Here is an 18,167-nt window from a genome sequence, read left to right on the forward strand (position 1 = left end):
GCTGACCCGTCCTTGAGAGGACGTCGGGTGCCGTCGTCGGCACGGGCTCCCCGGTCCTGAGCGTCTCGCGACGCCAGATCTGATCCTTACCCAGCGGCATCGAGCCGCCTCTCCCCGGGCCGGCGCTCGCCTGCCCGCCACCGATGCACCGACGGAGGACATCCATGTCTCGCCCCCACCCGTTCACGCCCGACAGCACGTCCGGCGTGGCCACCGACCCGACCGACGGAACCGACCGCGAGAGAGGAGGACACCCCCATGAACGCCTACCTGGACACCCTGGTCGCGCAGAGCATCGCCCATGAGCGCGAGCACCAGCTGCAGCAGGCGCTGCGCCACCGCGAGATCCGCGACGCTCGGCGTCTCCGCGGCCGCCACCTCGCGGTCGCGCACCAGCACGGGCTGCGCGCCCGCGTGGCCAGCATGCTGGCGCTGTCGCACTGAGCTGGCGTGTCGGCGACGGTGGCCGACCGTGAAGATCACCGCCGAGACGGGCCGTGGGTGAGCACGACTCACCCACGGCCCGTTCTTCGTGCGCGGACGTCAGGCCACGTCGTCCGTCCCGGTCGGCTCATGGGCGTCCGAGCGGTCCTTGGTGCGGACGGGGCCCTCCCCGGTGCTGACGTCGTCCTTCTCGTCGAGCCCGAGGAGATCAACGAGGGTGGGGTGGGCCCGTCCGGAGGCGGGCGGGTCGAGGTCGACGCAGGTCTGGCCTGTCCGTGCTCGGTAGCGGTTGGCGGGATGGTCGGCGAGAGCCGCGTGGATGAGCTGCCCGGCCCGGTCGCGTCGGGCCTCGCGTGCCGCCGGGCCCGCGGCCGCGCCGCCGCCGCGCGCGGGGCCGTGGAGGTAGGTGCGGTAGTCATGGGTCCGAGTGGTGACGACCTGCCCGAGCAGCGTGGTCACCGTGAGGTCGCGGCGCGTGTCGAGACTGAGGTGCCACAGACCCTCGGTCTTGAAGCGGTGGGGGCGCTTGGCCAGGAGCGCGAGATTGAGCTCGCTGGTCGACCCGCCGGCCCACCCGTACGGGGTGACGTGGTCGAGCTCGCCGGCGTGGGCACCGGTGCGGGGCCCCGGTGCTCGCGACAGCTGATCGGCGGCGATGACCTGTCTGCGCATGTCTGTGTCGGGACGGTACGTCGCGATGCTCCGTTCGACCAGCCGCCCGTCGAGGGGATCGGTGACCAGACGATGGAGCGTGGTGCCCGGGAAGAGCGCGAGCTCGCGGGCGTGGTGGTCGGTGATGAAGAACGGGTTCGGGCCAAGGACCTGGGCCACTCGCCCCCGAAGCCTCGACCGGGCGGCCGGACGGCCGTCGGGTGGAGGGCCGTCGGGTGGAGGGCCGTCGGCTCGGGGTCCGTCGGGTGGAGGGCCGTCGGGTGGATGATCGCCCAGTTCGCTGGTGTGCCCGCAGCGGACACAGACGGCGAAGCCCCCGGCCAGCGCGGCGTAGGGGACGACGACCTGCAGCGTCACGGTGGGCAGAGCATTGAGGACACGGAGCATGTGCTGGATGTCGTCCGGGGCCAGGGCATCGTCGAAGAGTGCGTCCTGGTCTCGCTCGTCGCCCTGAGACTCGCTGCCGTCACCCCCACTGCCGTCACCCCCACTGCCGTCGTCCCCACCGCCGTCGTCCCCACCGCACTCACCCCCGGAGCCTTCACGCCCGCTGCCCTTGACGCCCTGCTCCTCATCTCCGTGTGCGTCGGTCGCGTCGCCTGTCGTCGGGGTGTCCGCGCTCGTCGTGGTGTGGGGGGTCGACGTCCCCCCAGTCGCCGTGTCGGTGTCCGTGTCGGCGTCCGCGCCCGTCCCGGGCAGCGGGACGGTGCCGTACATGAGCAGGGTCTGTGCGGTGTCGGCGCGGAGCTGGTCCAGGGTGCGCGGGTCGCCCTGACGGCGCAGCGTCCGGGCGGCGCGGTCGAGGCGTTGGCCGCCGGCGACGATCGACGCTGAGGGGCCGGTCACGCGCAGGGTGGCGGTGCCGTCGTCGTGGACACGGACACTGACCCGTCGTCGTTCGTAGGCCCGGGCCCGCCGGTTGCGTTCGTCCTCGGGATCGGCGGCACGGGCCGCGGTGACCTCTGACTCGAGCGCGGCGCTGAACGCCTGGTAGCCCCAGGGGCGGCCGTGCAGGTCTCCGTCGGGGTCGAGCCGGTCGGCCGCGGCGAGTGCGGGATCCGGGCCGAACAGCGACTGGGCCACGAGCAGACGCTGGGCTGGACCGAGCCCTGCGGTGGCCTCGTGGAAGGCGCGGACCAGCGGCCAGGAGCTCTCGCCGCGGCGGAGGGCGTCCTCGACCAGTCGCGCGAGGTCGCCCGGTGCGGAAGCGGCCTTGATGAGGGTGCGTGCCTCGCCGACGCCGAACCCGGCCGCCAGCTCGAGCTCCGCCGCGGCCAGCGAGCGGGCCGCCGAGGCCACGGTGGCCTGCTGGGTCTTCGTCAGCTCGATCCCGACCAGGTCGCGCTGGGCCAGGACCCGCTCCTGGACCCGTGCAAGCAGGGCTCGCGAGGCGGCGATGAGCTCGGCGTCGGCGACCGCACGGCTGGCCGCGATCGACCGCAGGGCCAGCACCGTCTCGTCGACGTCCGTCTCGCCCGCCCAGCCGTCCGGCTCGCCCGCCCGGGCACCCTGCTCTCCCGTCGAGGTCACGTTGTTCACCTCCCCTCAGCCGATGTCCCTCACCCTTCCTCCCCGGGTGTTGACCTGGAACCAGGCTAGAACGTCTGTACGAAGAAGCAAGGCGTGCGGGCGACCCTGTGGACAACTCCCAACCGTCTTCGGGGGATGTGGATCAACCGACGGTTCAGCCCGGCCGGTACCGGAGCGGAGGCCGCCTCGCTCAAGCCCCCAGGTCCCGGGTCGCCGCAGGTCAGGAGGTGGTGATACCAGGCTGTGACCAGCTCAGCACTGTCCCGATACCGCGCGCCCCCATGGTGGTTCGACGGCCGGCGGGTCATACCGACAGCGTGACCTCGCCACCAGCCTCACCACCCAGCCACACCCTCGAAGGGAACCACCATGTACCAGCACATCGACCTCATGGCCGCCCAGAGCATGGCGCACGAGCGGGAGCGCACCCTCCAGCGCGACCTGGCGCAGCGGGGCTCGCGGCCCGGCCAGGCCCACGGTCACGCCGTGACCCGCGCCGAGCTCGCCCGGCACGTCTGGATCGGCCGGATGCTCGTCCGCGCGCACCTGCGCCCCGCTCCCGTCCAGTGACCTCGGACGCGGTATGCCGTGCGTCGCGCCTTCCTCGGACGGGGGGCGTGCACGGCATACCGTGAGGGCGTGAGCACCAACGACCTGCACCCGGGCAGCGAGCACCTGATCATCCTTCCCGACCGTGACGTCGCCGAGGAGATCGCCGAGGAGCTGCGGGAGGAGGGCTTCCTCTGGGTCAAGGTCCTGCGGGAGGCCGCCCGGACCGAGGAGGACGACGAGGACCACGAGTGGGCCGTGCACGTCGTCGACACCCGGCTCCCGGACGCGGAGGGCGGCGGCGCCTACGAGGGCCTGCGCGAGCGGTTCACCGAGCTCGCGCGCGAGCACGACGGCTGGTACGACGAGCCCGGGGACCCGCGGCCTCCCGCCCGTTGACCCCGGACACAATAGGGGTATGAGGCAGGTCGAGTCCGAGCGGAAGTTCGACATCGCCGAGGGGGAGCCGCTGCCCACCCTCGAGGGGATCGTCGGCGTGGGTCAGGCGCGGGAGCACCGGATGCGCGCGGTCTACGTCGACACGGTCGACCTCCTGCTGGTCCGCAACCGGATCACCTTGCGACGCAGGGAGGGCGGCTCCGACGCCGGCTGGCACCTCAAGCTGCCGCGGCCGGACGGGACCCGCCTCGAGGTGCACGCGCCTCTCACCGACGGTCCTGGACGGTATGCCGTGCCCGCGCCCCTGCTCGCCGAGGTCGCCGCAGTCCTCGGCGCGGCCTGGCCGACCGGCGTCGAGGCGGCGCTCCTGCCGGCGGCGACGCTGACGACAGACCGGGCCGAGATCGACCTCGTCGACCAGGAGGGGCGCGTGGTCGCCCAGCTGTGCGACGACATGGCGAGTGCTCTGCCCGCAGGTCGCACGTGGCGCGAGCTCGAGGTCGAGCTGGTGGGCAGCGACAACGGCAGTGACAGCGACAGCGACAGCGACGGGGGCAGCGGCAGCGACGACGACGAGCTGCTGGACCGGGTCACGGAGGCCTTCGAGGAGCAGGGCGTGGCGCTGGCCGACTCGCCCTCCAAGCTGGCCCGCGCCCTCGGCGACCGGCCCGAGCGCGCCGCCGCGGGCCGGGGCCCGCGCCGCAAGGGACCGGCCGGTGACGTCGTCCTCGCCTACCTCTCCGCGCAGGTCGGCGGGATCGTCGGACGCGAGGCGGACGTGCGGGTGGACGCCCCGGACGCGGTCCACAAGGCGCGGGTGGCGACCCGCCGGCTGCGCAGCGCGCTGCGGACCTTCCGGCGACTGCTCGACCGCGACGTGACCGACCCCCTGCGCGACGAGGTGCGCTGGCTCGCGACCGCCCTGGGCGGACCCCGTGACGCCGAGGTGATGAAGGCGCGGATCCTCGCCGCGCTGGACGCACTGCCGCAGGACCAGGTGGTCGGGCCGGTCCGCGAGCGGGTCGCCACCGAGCTCGACCGGCGGCACGCCGACGCGCACCAGGCTCTGGTCGAGACCCTCGACAGCGACCGCTACCGCGAGCTCCTGGACCGGCTCGTCGAGCTCCTGGCAGACCCACCGTGGCGTGGCCGCGCCCGGCCGTCCGCGGCCAAGGCCCTCCCTGATCTGGTCCGCGCCGCGGTCGACCGCGTCGCGGCCGAGCACGCCGCGTCCGCCGCGACGACCGACGAGGAGGAGCGGCTCCACCTGCTCCACGAGACGCGCAAGCGCGCCAAGGCCGCGCGCTACGCCTGCGAGGCGCTCGCCCCCAGCTTCGGCGCCCGGGCCACGGACGCCGCCGTGGTGTGGGAGGGGGTGACCGAGGCCCTCGGCGGCCTCCAGGACTCCGTCGTCGCCACGACCTGGCTGCGCGAGATCGCCGAGGCGGCGGAGGTGGCCGGCGAGCCGACCTTCACCTACGGCCGGCTCGTGGGCGCCGAGTCGGCCGAGGGCGAGCGGTCCCGCGCTGCGGGCGAGGAAGCCGTCCGGGAGGCGCTCGAGCACCCCTGGCCGTGACGGCTGCGGGTCACTCCTGGAGGGCCTGCTCGAACGCCGCGAGCACCTCCGGCCCGAACAGCACGAAGCGCACCTCGTCGACCTCCACCGTGCTCGCGCGGGTGGCTGCCACCGCGACCCGGGCCACCTCGTCGGCGTCCCAGCCGTAGACCCCGGCGCTGATCGCCGGGAACGCCACGCTCCGGGCGCCCACGCTCTCGGCCACCTCCAGCGACCGCGTGAAGCAGGACGCGAGCAGCGCGGGGTCGGTCTGCCCACGGTGCCGGTCGGGTCCGACCGTATGGATCACCCAGCGTGCGGGCAGCTGCCCCGCGCCCGTCGCGACCGCCTCACCGACCGGCAGCCCGTCGTGCCAGCGCGCGGCGCGCCAACGCCGGCACTCCTCGAGCAGCTCCGGTCCTGCCGCGCGGTGGATCGCCCCGTCCACGCCGCCCCCGCCCATCAGCGTGGAGTTGGCCGCGTTGACGACCGCGTCGACCTCCTCGACGGTGATGTCGCCCTGGTGGCACGTGATCCGCATACCTCCCAGCGTGGCACCGGGCTGGGCGGACCGCCTCGTCTGGGGCACAATCGCCTCCTACGCCCGCGGCGCCCGCCCGGCGGCGACGAGGAGGTATGCCGTGACGCTCGCCCTCGTGGTCGCACTGCTCGCCGGGCTGTCGACGGTGCTCGGCGGCTGGCTGGGGACGCGGCAGGAGCTCCTGCGGCGCCAGGTGCTGGCCGCCGCGCTGGCCTTCGCCGCCGGGCTGATGATCGCGATCTCGGTGGTCGAGATCGCCCCGCAGTCGGCCATCGCGCTGCGCGAGGTGGTCGGCCCGACGCGCAGCCTCCTCTGGGTCGGCGCCGTGATGGTGGTCGGCTGGCTGCTCGTGGTCCTGATCGACCTCGTGATCCCGCACGACGTCAACCCCTCCGAGATCGAGGGCGACGAGGGCCACCTCCACCGCGGGCACGACCACGGGCTGCCGTTCGTCCCGGGGGTCGACGACGAGGACCGGGGGCTGCTCCGCAGCGGCATGCTGCTCGCCGCCGTGGTGGGGCTGCACAACCTGCCCGAGGGCCTGGCGACCTTCATGTCCACGCTGCAGGACCCCACCGCCGGCATCACCCTCGCGGTCGCGATCGCCATCCACAACGTCCCCGAGGGCGTCGCCGTCGCGGCGCCGATCTTCGCCGCGACGGCCAGCCGGGCCCGGGCGCTGACGTGGGCCACGCTCTCCGGCCTGGCGGAGCCGGTCGGCGCCGTCGTCGGCTACCTGCTGCTCCGGGCGATCCTGCCCGAGGAGTGGCTGATCCTCTCCCTCACCCTCGTCGCCGGGATGATGCTGGCGGTGAGCTTCAAGGAGCTCCTCCCGGCAGCGCGGCGCTACGAGACGCACTACTCCCAGTCGCTCGTCGGCTTCTTCCTCGGCGCCGTCGTGATGGTGCTGTCGCTGGTGCTCCTCACCCTCTGACGTCGGTGTAGCGATCTCGAAGTTGAGCGGAATAGGCTCAACTTTGATCGGGTTGGACCTGACAGACTGACACCGTCACGACATACCCGAAGGGGAGACGTATGGACATGACCACCAAGGCGCAGGAGGCCCTGTCGACCGCCGTGCGCGACGCCGCCGCCGCGGGGCACGCGCAGGTCGAGCCCGCCCACCTGCTCGCCGCCCTCGCCCAGCAGACCGACACCACCACCGGGCCGCTGCTCGACGCCACGGGCGCCTCTGCCGCGTCGGCGCTGGAGGCCGCCCGCACGGCGCTGGCGGCGCTGCCCAGCGCCACCGGCTCGACCATGGGCAACCCGCAGCTGTCCCGGGCGATGCACGCCGTGCTCAAGGACGCCGAGACGTCCATGACCAGGATGGGCGACAGCTTCATCTCCACCGACCACCTGCTCCTGGGGCTGGCCCGCAGCGGGCAGTTCGCCGTGCTCGACGCCGCGGCGATCGAGGAGCGGATCCCGGCTCTGCGCGGCGGCAAGACCGTCGACTCCGCCGACCCGGAGTCCACCTTCGACGCCCTCGGCAAGTACGGCACCGACCTGACCGCTGCCGCGCGGGAGGGCAAGCTCGACCCGGTGATCGGCCGCGACGCCGAGATCCGTCGCGTCGTCCAGGTCCTGTCCCGCCGGACCAAGAACAACCCCGTCCTCATCGGCGAGCCCGGCGTCGGCAAGACCGCCGTCGTCGAGGGCCTGGCGCAGCGCATCGTCGCCGGCGACGTGCCGGAGTCGCTGCGCGACAAGACGCTCGTCGCGCTCGACCTGGGAGCGATGGTCGCCGGGGCCAAGTACCGCGGCGAGTTCGAGGAGCGCCTCAAGGCCGTCCTCGGCGAGATCAAGGCGTCCAACGGCAAGGTCGTCACCTTCATCGACGAGCTGCACACGGTCGTGGGTGCCGGCGCGACCGGCGACTCCTCGATGGACGCCGGCAACATGCTCAAGCCGCTCCTCGCCCGTGGTGAGCTGCGGATGGTCGGCGCCACGACCCTCGACGAGTACCGCGAGAACATCGAGAAGGACCCCGCCCTGGAGCGCCGCTTCCAGCAGGTCTTCGTCGGCGAGCCCTCGGTCGAGGACACGATCGCGATCCTGCGCGGACTCAAGGAGCGCTACGAGGCGCACCACAAGGTCGCCATCGCCGACTCCGCGCTCGTCGCGGCGGCGAGCCTGTCCGACCGCTACATCTCCGGGCGCCAGCTGCCCGACAAGGCGATCGACCTCGTGGACGAGGCCGCGAGCCGGCTCCGCATGGAGATCGACTCGAGCCCGGTCGAGATCGACCAGCTCCAGCGCCAGGTCGACCGCCTCCGCATGGAGGAGATGCACCTGGCCCGGGAGAAGGACGAGGCGAGCCAGGAGCGGCTGAGCCGGCTGCGCGCCGAGATGGCCGACAAGCAGGAGGAGCTCTCCGCGCTCAACGCCCGCTGGGAGGCGGAGAAGTCCGGCCTCAACAAGGTCGGCGAGCTCAAGGCGCGCCTGGACGATCTGCGCACGCAGGCCGACCGTGCCCAGCGTGAGGGTGACTACGAGGCGGCCTCGCGACTGCTCTACGGCGAGATCCCGGCGGCCGAGCGCGAGGTCGAGGCGGCCCAGCGCGAGGAGGAGCGGGCGCTGCATACCTCCGCGCCCATGGTGAAGGACGAGGTCGGCGCCGACGACATCGCCGACGTCATCTCCGCCTGGACCGGCATCCCCGCCGGTCGTCTCCTCGAGGGCGAGACCGAAAAGCTGCTGCGCATGGAGGACGTCATCGGCGAGCGGCTCATCGGCCAGCAGGACGCCGTGCGCGCAGTGAGCGACGCCGTCCGCCGCGCCAGGTCGGGCATCTCCGACCCGGACCGCCCGACCGGCTCGTTCCTCTTCCTCGGGCCCACGGGCGTCGGCAAGACCGAGCTCGCCAAGGCGCTCGCCGACTTCCTCTTCGACGACGAGCGCGCCATGGTGCGCATCGACATGTCGGAGTACTCCGAGCGCCACGCGGTCGCGCGCCTCATCGGCGCACCCCCGGGGTATGTCGGGTACGAGTCGGGCGGTCAGCTCACCGAGGCGGTCCGCAGGCGCCCGTACTCCGTCGTGCTGCTCGACGAGGTGGAGAAGGCGCACCCAGAAACGTTCGACCTTCTCCTCCAGGTGCTCGACGACGGTCGGCTGACCGACGGTCAGGGGCGGACAGTCGACTTCCGCAACGTCATCCTGGTGATGACCTCCAACCTGGGCAGCCAGTACCTCGTCGACCTCACGACCGACCCCGCGGCCCGGCGCGAGCAGGTCATGGGCGTCGTGCGGGCGACCTTCAAGCCGGAGTTCCTCAACCGCCTGGACGAGGTCGTGGTCTTCGAGGCCCTCACCCAGGAGGAGCTGGCGACGATCGTCGGGCTGCAGGTCGCCGAGCTGGCCGAGCGCCTCACGGACCGGCGGATCACGCTCGAGGTGACCGACGCGGCGGCCGGCTGGCTCGCCGAGCGCGGCTACGACCCGGCCTACGGCGCGCGGCCGCTGCGCCGCCTGGTGCAGACCCAGATCGGCGACCGGCTGGCGCGGGCGCTGCTCGCCGGCCAGGTCCGTGACGGCCAGCAGGTCGCGGTCGATCTCGATGCGCAGAACGACGAGCTCACGCTGCGCTGAGCGCCATTAGTTCACCGCGGGCCGGGGCGCAATGCCCCGGCCTGCGGTGTCTCCGGAGATTCGCGCGCAGTTCACCAGTGGTTCACCTTCGACGCCATTTCGGGTCACGTCCTCTCCCTACCTTCACTGACGTCGGCCGCAGCGCCGACGTCACGCCCGACGGATGAGCCGGGGCGTGCCCGACGTGTTACCCCGCTCAGAGAGGTTCACCCCGTGAAGCTTCACCGCTTTGGTTCTGCCGCCGCCGTCGTCCTGGCGTCCGGCCTCGTCCTGACCGCCTGTGGCAACGACGACCCGACGGCCACCACCGAGGAGACCTCCTCCGAGGCCGACAACAACGCCGCCGAGACCGAGGCCGCGACCTCCGAGGAGGCTGCCGCTGCGCTCTCCGGCGACATCAAGGCCGCCGGCGCGTCCTCGCAGGAGTCCGCGATGAGCGCCTGGATCGCCGGCTACCAGGGCGTGCAGGCCGACGTCACCGTCGCCTACGACCCGATCGGCTCCGGCGGCGGCCGTGAGAACCTCATCGCCGGCGCCGTGGACTTCGCCGGCTCCGACGCCTACCTGGACGAGGAGGAGCGCGAGGCCGTCAAGGACGTCTGCGGCGACGATGGCGCGATCCACATCCCCGTCTACATCTCCCCGGTCGCCATCCCCTACAACCTCGAGGGTGTCGACACGCTCAACCTGCGTCCCGAGGTCCTCGCCCAGATCTTCGACCAGAAGATCACGAAGTGGAACGACCCGGCCATCGTCGCGGACAACCCCGACGTCGAGCTGCCCGATCTGGACATCACTGTCGTCAACCGCGCCGACGAGTCCGGCACCACCGAGAACTTCATGGAGTACCTCTCGGCCGCGGCTCCCGAGCAGTGGACCTACGAGGCCGACAAGGCGTGGCCGGTCGCGGGTGGCGAGGCCGCCCCGCAGACCACCGGTGTCATCGACGTCGTGACGAGCACCCCGGGTGCCATCGGCTACGCCGACGCCTCTGCCGTCACCGGCACCGCCGCCTCCATCGGGGTCGGCGAGGAGTTCGTCGAGTTCTCCCCGGAGGCCGCGGCCAAGGTCGTCGACGCCTCGTCGCCGGCCGACACCGGCATCGAGGGCGACCTCGCCCTGGACCTGGCCCGCGACACCACCGAGTCGGGCGCCTACCCGATCGTCCTGGTCTCCTACCACATCGCCTGCACCTCCTACGACGACGCCGAGCGCGCGAACCTCGTCAAGGACTTCCTGCACTACGTCGTCTCCGAGGACGGCCAGGCGGCCGCCTCCGAGGCCGCCGGCTCGGCTCCCCTCTCCGCGGAGCTCAGCGCCAAGGCCGACGCCCTGATCGACACCATCCAGGGTGGCTGACGCTCCACGCGACGCGTGACACCATGGACCGGCGGTCGTCGACGATGACGACGACCGCCGGTCACGTCATACCCGACCTCCCCCCTTGCTCCGAAGGAAGCCCATGAACGACTCGGTAGCCACCGAGCAGCGACCCGCACGCACCAAGCCCGTCCGTCGGGTGGGTGACATCGTCTTCGGGGGCGCGTCTCTCGGGTCGGCCGTGCTCATCCTGCTCACGCTCGTCGGCGTGGCCGTCTTCCTGGTCATCAAGGCGATGCCGGCGCTCACCGCCGATCCCGCCGAGATCAGCGGTGGGAAGGGCTTCTTCTCGTACGTCTGGCCGCTGGTGTTCGGCACGGTGGTCTGCTCGCTCATCGCCATGGTGCTCGCGACCCCGGTCGCCGTCGGCATCGCGCTGTTCGTCTCCCACTACTCCCCTCGACGGCTGGGCGCGGGGATCGGCTTCGTGATCGACCTGCTGGCCGCCGTCCCCTCCGTCGTCTTCGGCATGTGGGGTATGGCGGTCTTCGCGCCGAAGCTCTTCCCCCTCTACGGCTGGCTGGAGGACAACCTCGGCTTCATCCCCCTCTTCGGTGAGGCCTCGGCCTCGGGGCGGACGATCCTGACCGCCTCGATCGTGCTCGCGGTGATGATCCTGCCGATCATCACCTCGGTCTCGCGCGAGGTCTTCCTGCAGACGCCGCGGCTGCACGAGGAGGCGGCCCTCGCCCTCGGTGCCACCCGGTGGGAGATGATCCGCACCGCCGTCCTGCCCTTCGGGATGCCGGGCGTCGTCGGCGGCACCATGCTGGGTCTGGGCAGGGCGCTCGGGGAGACGATGGCTGTCGCGATCATCCTCTCGCCCAACGTCTTCACCTGGAACTTCATCGGCTCGGGCAACCAGACCATCCCGGCCGAGATCGCGCTCCACTTCCCCGAGGCGTCCGGCCTGCGGCTGGCCGAGCTGATCGCCGCCGGGCTCGTCCTCTTCGTGATCACCCTGGCCGTCAACCTCTTCGCGCGGTGGATCGTCGACCGTCGCGCCGAGTTCTCCGGAGCCAACTGATGAGCATCCAGACCGACCCGCACCAGGGCGACATCCACCACGCCCGGTTGGACGACTACAGCGGCGTGGTGCCCTCCCCGGTCCGGCCCACCACCGGCCGCCCGGCGCAGCTCCTCGGCCTGGGGGCCCTGGCCCTCGCGGTCGTGGGCTGGCAGATCTTCGACCTGCACCTCGGAGCGGCGCTCGCTGGCGCCTTCGTCCTCTACCTGGTCGCGGTCTACCTCGTGTACCGCTCGCTCGGCGGCCCTCGCGTGGCCGTCGACCAGCTGATGCGGGCGCTGGTCTACTTCGCCTTCGTCTGCGCCGTCCTGCCGCTGATCTCGCTGCTGTGGACCGTCCTGGCGGAGGGCGCCGCCAAGATCGTCTCGCCGGCCTTCCTCACCCAGACCATGAACGGCGTCACGGGCCTGCACGACCAGGCCTACGTGGAGGGCACCGGACCGTTCATCGGCGGCGCCTACCACGCCATCATCGGCACGCTCATCGTGACCGGCCTGGCGACACTCATCTCCGTCCCGATCGGCATGTTCACCGCCATCTACCTCGTCGAGTACGGCAACAAGGGCCGGCTGGCCCGCTGGATCCGGTTCTTCGTCGACGTGATGACCGGCATCCCCTCCATCGTGGCAGGCCTCTTCGCGTTCGCGCTGTTCAGCCAGATCTTCGGGATCCGCGACGCCAAGATGGGCCTGGCGGGCGCGGTCGCGCTGGCGGTCCTGATGATCCCCACGGTCGTCCGCAACAGCGAGGAGATGCTCCGCATCGTGCCCAACGAGCTGCGCGAGGCCGCGCTGGCGCTCGGGGTGCCGAAGTGGCGCACCGTCGTCAAGGTGGTCCTCCCGACCGCCGCCTCGGGCCTGGCCTCCGGGATCACGCTGGCGATCGCGCGCGTCATCGGCGAGACGGCGCCGCTGCTGGTCGCCATCGGCTACGCGCGGGGCCTGAACTGGAACGCCTTCGAGAACGCCATGACCACGCTCGCCGTCTACGCCTACTCGATGTTCACCAAGCCGCTCAGCCCGGCGGTGCGCGAGCCCAGCCTCGAGCGCGCGTGGGCGGCTGCGCTCATGCTCGTCCTGATCGTCGTGGCGCTCAACCTGCTCGCGCGCCTCATTGCCAAGATGTTCGCGCCGAAGACCGGCCGCTGACCGCTCGACCTCTCCAAGAAAGAGACGCACACACGATGTCCAAGCGAATCGACGTCAAGGACCTTGACATCTTCTACGGCAACTTCCAGGCCGTGAAGGGCGTCAGCATGTCGATCGAGCCCCGGTCGGTCACCGCGTTCATCGGCCCGTCGGGCTGCGGCAAGTCGACCTTCCTGCGCACCCTCAACCGCATGCACGAGGTCATCCCCGGTGCGCGCGTCGAGGGTGAGGTGCTCATCGACGGGCAGAACCTCTACGGCAAGGACGTCGACCCGGTCGACGTGCGCCGCCAGGTCGGCATGGTCTTCCAGCGCCCCAACCCCTTCCCGACGATGTCCATCAAGGAGAACGTCCTCGCGGGTGTCCGGCTCAACTCCAAGCGCCTGTCCTCCAAGGCCGGCGACGAGCTCGCCGAGAAGGCCCTGCGCGGCGCCAACCTGTGGAACGAGGTCAAGGACCGCCTCGACAAGCCCGGCTCCGGCCTCTCCGGCGGTCAGCAGCAGCGCCTGTGCATCGCCCGGGCGATCGCGATCCAGCCCGAGGTCATCCTCATGGACGAGCCCTGTTCGGCCCTCGACCCGATCTCGACCCTGGCCATCGAGGACCTCATCAACGACCTGAAGACCGACTACACCGTCGTGATCGTCACCCACAACATGCAGCAGGCCGCGCGCGTCTCCGACAAGACCGGCTTCTTCAACCTCGAGGCCACCGGCAAGCCGGGCGAGCTCGTCGAGTACGACACCACCCAGACGATCTTCAACAACCCGGCCAAGAAGGCCACCGAGGACTACATCTCCGGCCGCTTCGGCTGATCCGCATCCCGGGGCGTGCCGGAGCCACTCACCTGAGTGGGACCTGCCCGGCATACCCGCGAGCGGCGTGCCGAAGCCACTCACCGGAGTGGGACCTGCCCGGCACCCGTGGTCCGGCGCGCGCCGGGGCGGCCGGAGCGGCGGCATACTGACCACATGAGTCGTCGCTCGCGGTCCGTGGTCGCCCTCGCACTGGGTGCGAGCCTCGCCCTGGCTGCGTGCAGCGACGGAGAGGACGACACCACGACGACGAGCGCGCCTACCGCCGCGGACCGGCTGGCCCAGGCGCACGACGTGCTCGTCGATGCCGGTACCGTGCACCTCGCCATGACCGGGACAGAGCTCCCGGAGGACGAGAACAGCTACATCATCAGTGCCGTCGGCGACGGGACGATGGAGCCGCCCGCGTTCACCGGCACGATCACCGCCAAGCTCGCGGGGATCCAGGCCGACGTGCCGACGGTCGCCCTCGACGGGGACCTGTGGGTCAAGCTGCCGTTCGCGCCGGCCTACGTCAACACCGACCCGGCCACCCTCAACGTGCCCGACCCGGCCACCCTGTTCGACCCGGAGAGCGGGCTCGTGGGCCTTCTCCCGCAGACGCAGGACCCGCAGTTCGGGGAGCAGGCCCGCGCCGGCGCCGAGGTGGTCCAGGAGGTCACCGGCACGCTGCCCGGCGAGGCGGTGACCGAGCTGCTCATGGTCGGGGACGCGGCGTCGCCCTTCGACGTGACCTACGGCCTGGTCGAGGAGAGCTGGCAGGTGCGCACGGTCGAGATCACCGGGCCGTTCTACCCGCCGGCGACGTCGACCTACACGCTGACGCTCGACGCCTACGGCGCGCCGGTCACCGTGACGAAGCCCTGACGTGCTGCGGGGGGCGCACGCGCTGCTGACGGTGGCCGCGCTGGCCGTCGCGCTGGCCGCAGCCGACACCTACGTGGTCGTGCTGGCGCTGACCGACATGATGGCCGGGGTGGGGGTCGGCATCGAATCCCTGCAGAAGGGGACGCCGATCATCTCCGGCTTCCTGCTCGGCTACGTCGCGGTGCTCCCGCTCATCGGCCGGGTGTCCGACCTGATGGACCGGCGCCGCATCCTCACCTGGTGCCTGGTGGTCTTCGTGCTCGGCTCGGCGGTCACGGCCGTCGCGGTCGAGCTGCCCGTCATGGTGGGTGGCCGCCTCCTGCAGGGGCTCGGCGGAGGCGGTCTCGTGCCCGCGACCCTGGCGCTCGTGGCGGACCTGTGGCCCCCCGGCCGCCGAGGTATGCCGCTCGGCATCGTCGGCGCCGTCCAGGAGCTGGGCTCGGTGCTGGGTCCCCTGCTCGGCGCGCTGGTGCTGGCCGTCGCCGGCTGGCGCGAGATCTTCTGGCTCAACGTGCTCCTCGGCCTCCTGTGCCTCGGCGCCCTCCACCTCATGACCCGGCGCCCCACCCCCGCCCCACCTCCCACCCCCGCCCCACCTTCCACCCCCACCGGGCGCGCGGAGTGGTGGCGCCGGGCGACGGCATACCTCGTGGGAATCCTTGCCCTGACCCTGACGGCGCTCACGCTCTGGGCTCCCGAGCTGCTCACCTCCTCGATCGCGCTCGGTGGACCGTTCGTGCCCTTCGACCCGGCCAGCGGGTCACGGGCGCTGACCCCGATCGGGGCGGTAGCCGCGGGTGCGTGGCTGCTGCTCGGGGTCCTCACCCTCGGACGCTGGCTGCCGCTCCTGCTGCGCGCCGACCTGCTGGGGGCCACGCTGCTCGCCGTGGCGCTGGGGTCGCTCGTGCTGACCTTCTCCACCGCGGACCCCGAGTCGGAGGTCCTGGGGCCTTGGGGCGCCTGGCTGCTGCCGGTCGGTGGCCTCGCAGCCCTGGCCTTCCTGCTGCGGCAGCGGCTGGCGGCCGATCCGCTCATCCCGCACGGCGTGGTCCGCGGTCGCGTCTGGCCGGCGCTGCTTGTCAGCGTGCTCGTCGGCGCGGCGATCGTCGCGGTGGTGGTCGACGTCCCCCTCCTCTCGCGCCTCACGCAGGGCACCGACGAGACCGACGCGGCGCTGGTGCTGGTCCGGTTCCTCGTCGCCGTGCCGGTCGGCGCGGTGCTCGGCGGCTGGTTGCTGCGGCGGGTCGGCCCCGCGCTCGTCGCCGCACCCGGCCTCGCGGTCACCGCGGTGTCGGTGCTGGCGATGGCCCGCTGGGAGCGTTCGTCGCTCGACGAGCTCGTGGCCACCACCGTTCCGCTCGTCGGAGCCGGCCTCGGTGTCGGCCTGGCGATCGCACCGGTCAACGACGCGGCTCTCGCCGACGCCCGCGACGACGGCCACGGCACCGTCAGCTCGCTCGTCGTGGTCGCCAGGATGGTCGGGATGGTCGTGGGCCTGGCGCTCCTGACCTCCGTCGGGCTGCGACGCTTCCACGACGAGGTCGGCCGGCTCCCCGACCCCACGGACACGGAGGCCCTCCTCGACGCGGCGGTCGTCCAGGTCCAGACGGTCCTCACCGGTGCCGGGTATGCCGCGGCCCTCGCCGCGGTCCTCGCGCTCGCCCTCGGCCTGCGGCCGGTCGGGCACGGGAGGGCGGTCCGCCACGGTCAGGACGACGGGGCTCGCACTCACGCCTAAAATCTTGACGTCAAGACACCTGGCACCCTGCGGCTGAGGAGGACGATGTACCGCCAGCTCTTCTGGCCCGTCCTCGCACCGTCGATGCTCTTCTCCACCGGCGCTGGTGCCACGGTGCCGGTGATGGTGCTCGCTGCCGTGGAAGCGGGAGCCTCGACGGCCTTCGCCAGCCTCATCGTCGCCCTCGTCGGGGTCGTGGCCCTGCTGACCACGGTCTCCGCGGGTCAGCTCATCGACCGGCTGGGCGACCGTCGTGCGATGGCGCTCGCGACGGCCTGGGCCGCGGTGTCGATCGGCGGCACGGTGGTGGCCCTGGTCGGTGAGGCGCGGTGGTCCCTCGGTCTTTTCGTCCTGTCCGCCGTGCTCCGGGCCCCTGCCGTCAACGTCTGGAACCTCGCCCGACAGGCTCTGGTGGCCGACACCATGCCCACCGAGCAGCTCGGCCGGGCGATGACCGCGCTGGGCGGCACGATGCGCGTCGGCTCCCTCGTGGGTCCCCTGTGCGGCGCGCTGCTGCTCCTGCGGCTGCCGCTCTGGTCGGTCTACGTTTTCAGCCTGGTGTGCGCGCTGCTCTCCCTGGCGATCCTCTACAGCCCGCGCGGTGCCACGCTCGAAGGACATCGTCACCCGGTGGTCCCGCAGGAGGACGGCGACGCTGGCGCACCGGCCTCGGGTCGGGGCATCCGCTCCCTCCAGGTGCGCTGGCCCGCGGTGATCCTCGCCGGCGCCGCGATCTCGGCGCTCTCGCTGGTGAGGGTCTCCCACCCCGTGGTGCTGCAGGTCTGGGGCGTCCACCTCGGCCTGACCGCCTCCACCATCTCCCTGCTCGTCGCGCTGATCGCCACCATCGAGCTCGTCCTGATGTTCCCGGGCGGCTACCTCAAGGACCGGCTGGGGCGCGCACCCGTCCTCATCGCCTGCCTCACCCTGCTCGGGGCCAGCTTCGTGCTGATGCCGCTGCTGCCCAACGTGCCCGGGCTCGTCGGCGCGGTCGTCGTCGCCGCCGTCGGCAACGGCCTCGGTGCCGGGATCAACATGACGATCGGGGCCGACCTGAGCCCGCCCGTGGGCCGCGGCCGCTTCCTCGGCGTCTGGGCGGTGTTCAGCAACGTCGGCGTCGTCGCGGGGCCCGGCCTCGTGGCAGCCGTGCTCGTCGTGGCCAGCGTCCAGGCAGCCCTGCTCGGCATCGCGGCAGTAGCCCTGGGCGGAGCCCTGTGGATGGCCGCCTGGGCCAGGACGGTGGACCTGCCCCGGGGCACCGGGCGCGGCATACCATCAGGACCATGACGGACACCCTGCACCTGGTCGGAGACCCCGAGGCGGACCGGATCCTCGCCGAGCACCCGTTCGCCCTGCTCACCGGCATGCTGCTCGACCAGCAGATCCCGATGGAGGTGGCCTTCGACGGTCCGCGCAAGATCGTGGAGCGGCTGGGCTCCGTCGACCCGGACCGGATCGCCGCCACCGACCCCGACGACTTCATCGCCCTCTGCGCGACTCCTCCTGCGGTGCACCGGTTCCCGAAGTCCATGGGCCAGCGCGTCCACGACCTGGCCGGTGCCGTGGTGCGCGACTACGGCGGCGACACGGCTGCGATCTGGACGCAGGGCGACCCTGACGGCAAGGAGATCCTCAGGCGGCTCAAGGCGCTGCCGGGCTTCGGTGACCAGAAGGCCCGCATCTTCCTTGCCCTGCTCGGCAAGCAGCGCGGCCTCCAGGCACCCGGGTGGCGCGAGGCCGCCGGCGACTACGGTCGCGACGGCGCCCGGATGTCGATCGCCGACGTCACCGATGCCGAGACCCTGCAGCAGGTGCGTGCCTACAAGAAGGAGAAGAAGGCGGCCGCCAAGGCTGCCAAGGCGTGAGGCGCCCCAGCCCGGGCGAGAGCACTCCCGGCGGGAGTCCTGA

16 protein-coding genes are annotated in these 18,167 nt (G+C 72.2%); 14 read left to right on the forward strand and 2 right to left on the reverse strand.

Going from position 1 to position 18,167, the window contains the following annotated elements; genetic code table 11:
* Positions 1-258: 258 nt before the first annotated feature.
* The gene (locus IEV65_RS00235; RefSeq protein WP_188427632.1) at positions 259-444 is read left to right on the forward strand and encodes a hypothetical protein; all 186 of its coding nucleotides are present in this window, start codon (positions 259-261) and stop codon (positions 442-444) included.
* Between the two features lie 99 nt (positions 445-543).
* Here IEV65_RS00235 and IEV65_RS00240 read toward each other — a convergent pair whose 3' ends face one another.
* Positions 544-2,646 (reverse strand): hypothetical protein, encoded by a 2,103-nt coding sequence (locus IEV65_RS00240; RefSeq protein ID WP_188427633.1) that lies wholly within the window; start codon positions 2,644-2,646, stop codon positions 544-546.
* A gap of 369 nt (positions 2,647-3,015) precedes the next feature.
* Between IEV65_RS00240 and IEV65_RS00245 the strand changes: the two genes are divergently transcribed.
* The 3 genes from IEV65_RS00245 to IEV65_RS00255 all read left to right on the forward strand — a co-directional run bounded on the left by IEV65_RS00245 (position 3,016) and on the right by IEV65_RS00255 (position 5,170).
* Positions 3,016-3,216 carry a hypothetical protein gene (locus IEV65_RS00245; RefSeq protein WP_188427634.1) on the forward strand — a complete coding sequence of 67 codons (201 nt, stop codon included), beginning with the start codon at positions 3,016-3,018 and terminating at the stop codon, positions 3,214-3,216.
* A 69-nt stretch (positions 3,217-3,285) separates the two neighbouring features.
* Positions 3,286-3,594: a ribonuclease E inhibitor RraB gene (locus IEV65_RS00250; RefSeq protein WP_229734751.1), complete on the forward strand. Its 309-nt coding sequence runs from the start codon at positions 3,286-3,288 to the stop codon at positions 3,592-3,594.
* 19 nt (positions 3,595-3,613) lie between these two features.
* Positions 3,614-5,170, forward strand: a complete 1,557-nt coding sequence (locus IEV65_RS00255; protein ID WP_188427635.1) for a CYTH and CHAD domain-containing protein — start codon at positions 3,614-3,616, stop codon at positions 5,168-5,170.
* 10 nt (positions 5,171-5,180) lie between these two features.
* Here IEV65_RS00255 and IEV65_RS00260 read toward each other — a convergent pair whose 3' ends face one another.
* Positions 5,181-5,690 (reverse strand): O-acetyl-ADP-ribose deacetylase, encoded by a 510-nt coding sequence (locus IEV65_RS00260; RefSeq protein WP_188427636.1) that lies wholly within the window; start codon positions 5,688-5,690, stop codon positions 5,181-5,183.
* Between the two features lie 10 nt (positions 5,691-5,700).
* Here IEV65_RS00260 and zupT point away from each other — a divergent pair, with 10 nt between their 5' ends.
* The 10 genes from zupT to IEV65_RS00310 all read left to right on the forward strand — a co-directional run bounded on the left by zupT (position 5,701) and on the right by IEV65_RS00310 (position 18,124).
* Complete coding sequence (gene zupT / locus IEV65_RS00265; RefSeq protein WP_188427637.1) at positions 5,701-6,624, forward strand: zinc transporter ZupT; 924 nt, start codon at positions 5,701-5,703, stop codon at positions 6,622-6,624.
* Positions 6,625-6,725: 101 nt separating this feature from the next.
* On the forward strand, positions 6,726-9,284 hold the full coding sequence (gene clpB / locus IEV65_RS00270) for an ATP-dependent chaperone ClpB (RefSeq protein WP_188427638.1): 2,559 nt from the start codon (positions 6,726-6,728) through the stop codon (positions 9,282-9,284).
* 213 nt (positions 9,285-9,497) lie between these two features.
* Positions 9,498-10,643 carry a phosphate ABC transporter substrate-binding protein PstS gene (gene pstS, locus IEV65_RS00275; RefSeq protein WP_188427639.1) on the forward strand — a complete coding sequence of 382 codons (1,146 nt, stop codon included), beginning with the start codon at positions 9,498-9,500 and terminating at the stop codon, positions 10,641-10,643.
* A gap of 103 nt (positions 10,644-10,746) precedes the next feature.
* A complete protein-coding gene (pstC, locus tag IEV65_RS00280) occupies positions 10,747-11,691 on the forward strand; it encodes a phosphate ABC transporter permease subunit PstC (protein ID WP_188427640.1) in 945 nt (314 codons plus the stop codon).
* Positions 11,691-12,839: a phosphate ABC transporter permease PstA gene (gene pstA / locus IEV65_RS00285; RefSeq protein ID WP_188427641.1), complete on the forward strand. Its 1,149-nt coding sequence runs from the start codon at positions 11,691-11,693 to the stop codon at positions 12,837-12,839. The genes pstC and pstA overlap by 1 nt, the downstream gene beginning before the upstream one ends.
* Positions 12,840-12,874: 35 nt before the next feature.
* Complete coding sequence (gene pstB, locus IEV65_RS00290) at positions 12,875-13,654, forward strand: phosphate ABC transporter ATP-binding protein PstB (protein ID WP_188427642.1); 780 nt, start codon at positions 12,875-12,877, stop codon at positions 13,652-13,654.
* Between the two features lie 156 nt (positions 13,655-13,810).
* A complete protein-coding gene (locus IEV65_RS00295; RefSeq protein ID WP_188427643.1) occupies positions 13,811-14,521 on the forward strand; it encodes an LppX_LprAFG lipoprotein in 711 nt (236 codons plus the stop codon).
* Between the two features lies 1 nt (position 14,522).
* Positions 14,523-16,259, forward strand: coding sequence for an MFS transporter (locus IEV65_RS00300; protein ID WP_188427644.1), 1,737 nt, complete (start codon positions 14,523-14,525; stop codon positions 16,257-16,259).
* A 45-nt stretch (positions 16,260-16,304) separates the two neighbouring features.
* Complete coding sequence (locus IEV65_RS00305) at positions 16,305-17,546, forward strand: MFS transporter (RefSeq protein WP_229734752.1); 1,242 nt, start codon at positions 16,305-16,307, stop codon at positions 17,544-17,546.
* The gene (locus IEV65_RS00310) at positions 17,543-18,124 is read left to right on the forward strand and encodes an HhH-GPD-type base excision DNA repair protein (RefSeq protein WP_188427645.1); all 582 of its coding nucleotides are present in this window, start codon (positions 17,543-17,545) and stop codon (positions 18,122-18,124) included. Before IEV65_RS00305 ends, IEV65_RS00310 begins: the two co-directional genes overlap by 4 nt.
* Positions 18,125-18,167 lie beyond the last annotated feature (43 nt).

This window comes from Ornithinimicrobium tianjinense (assembly GCF_014636495.1).
GTDB classification, from domain to species: Bacteria; Actinomycetota; Actinomycetes; order Actinomycetales; family Dermatophilaceae; genus Ornithinicoccus; species Ornithinicoccus tianjinensis.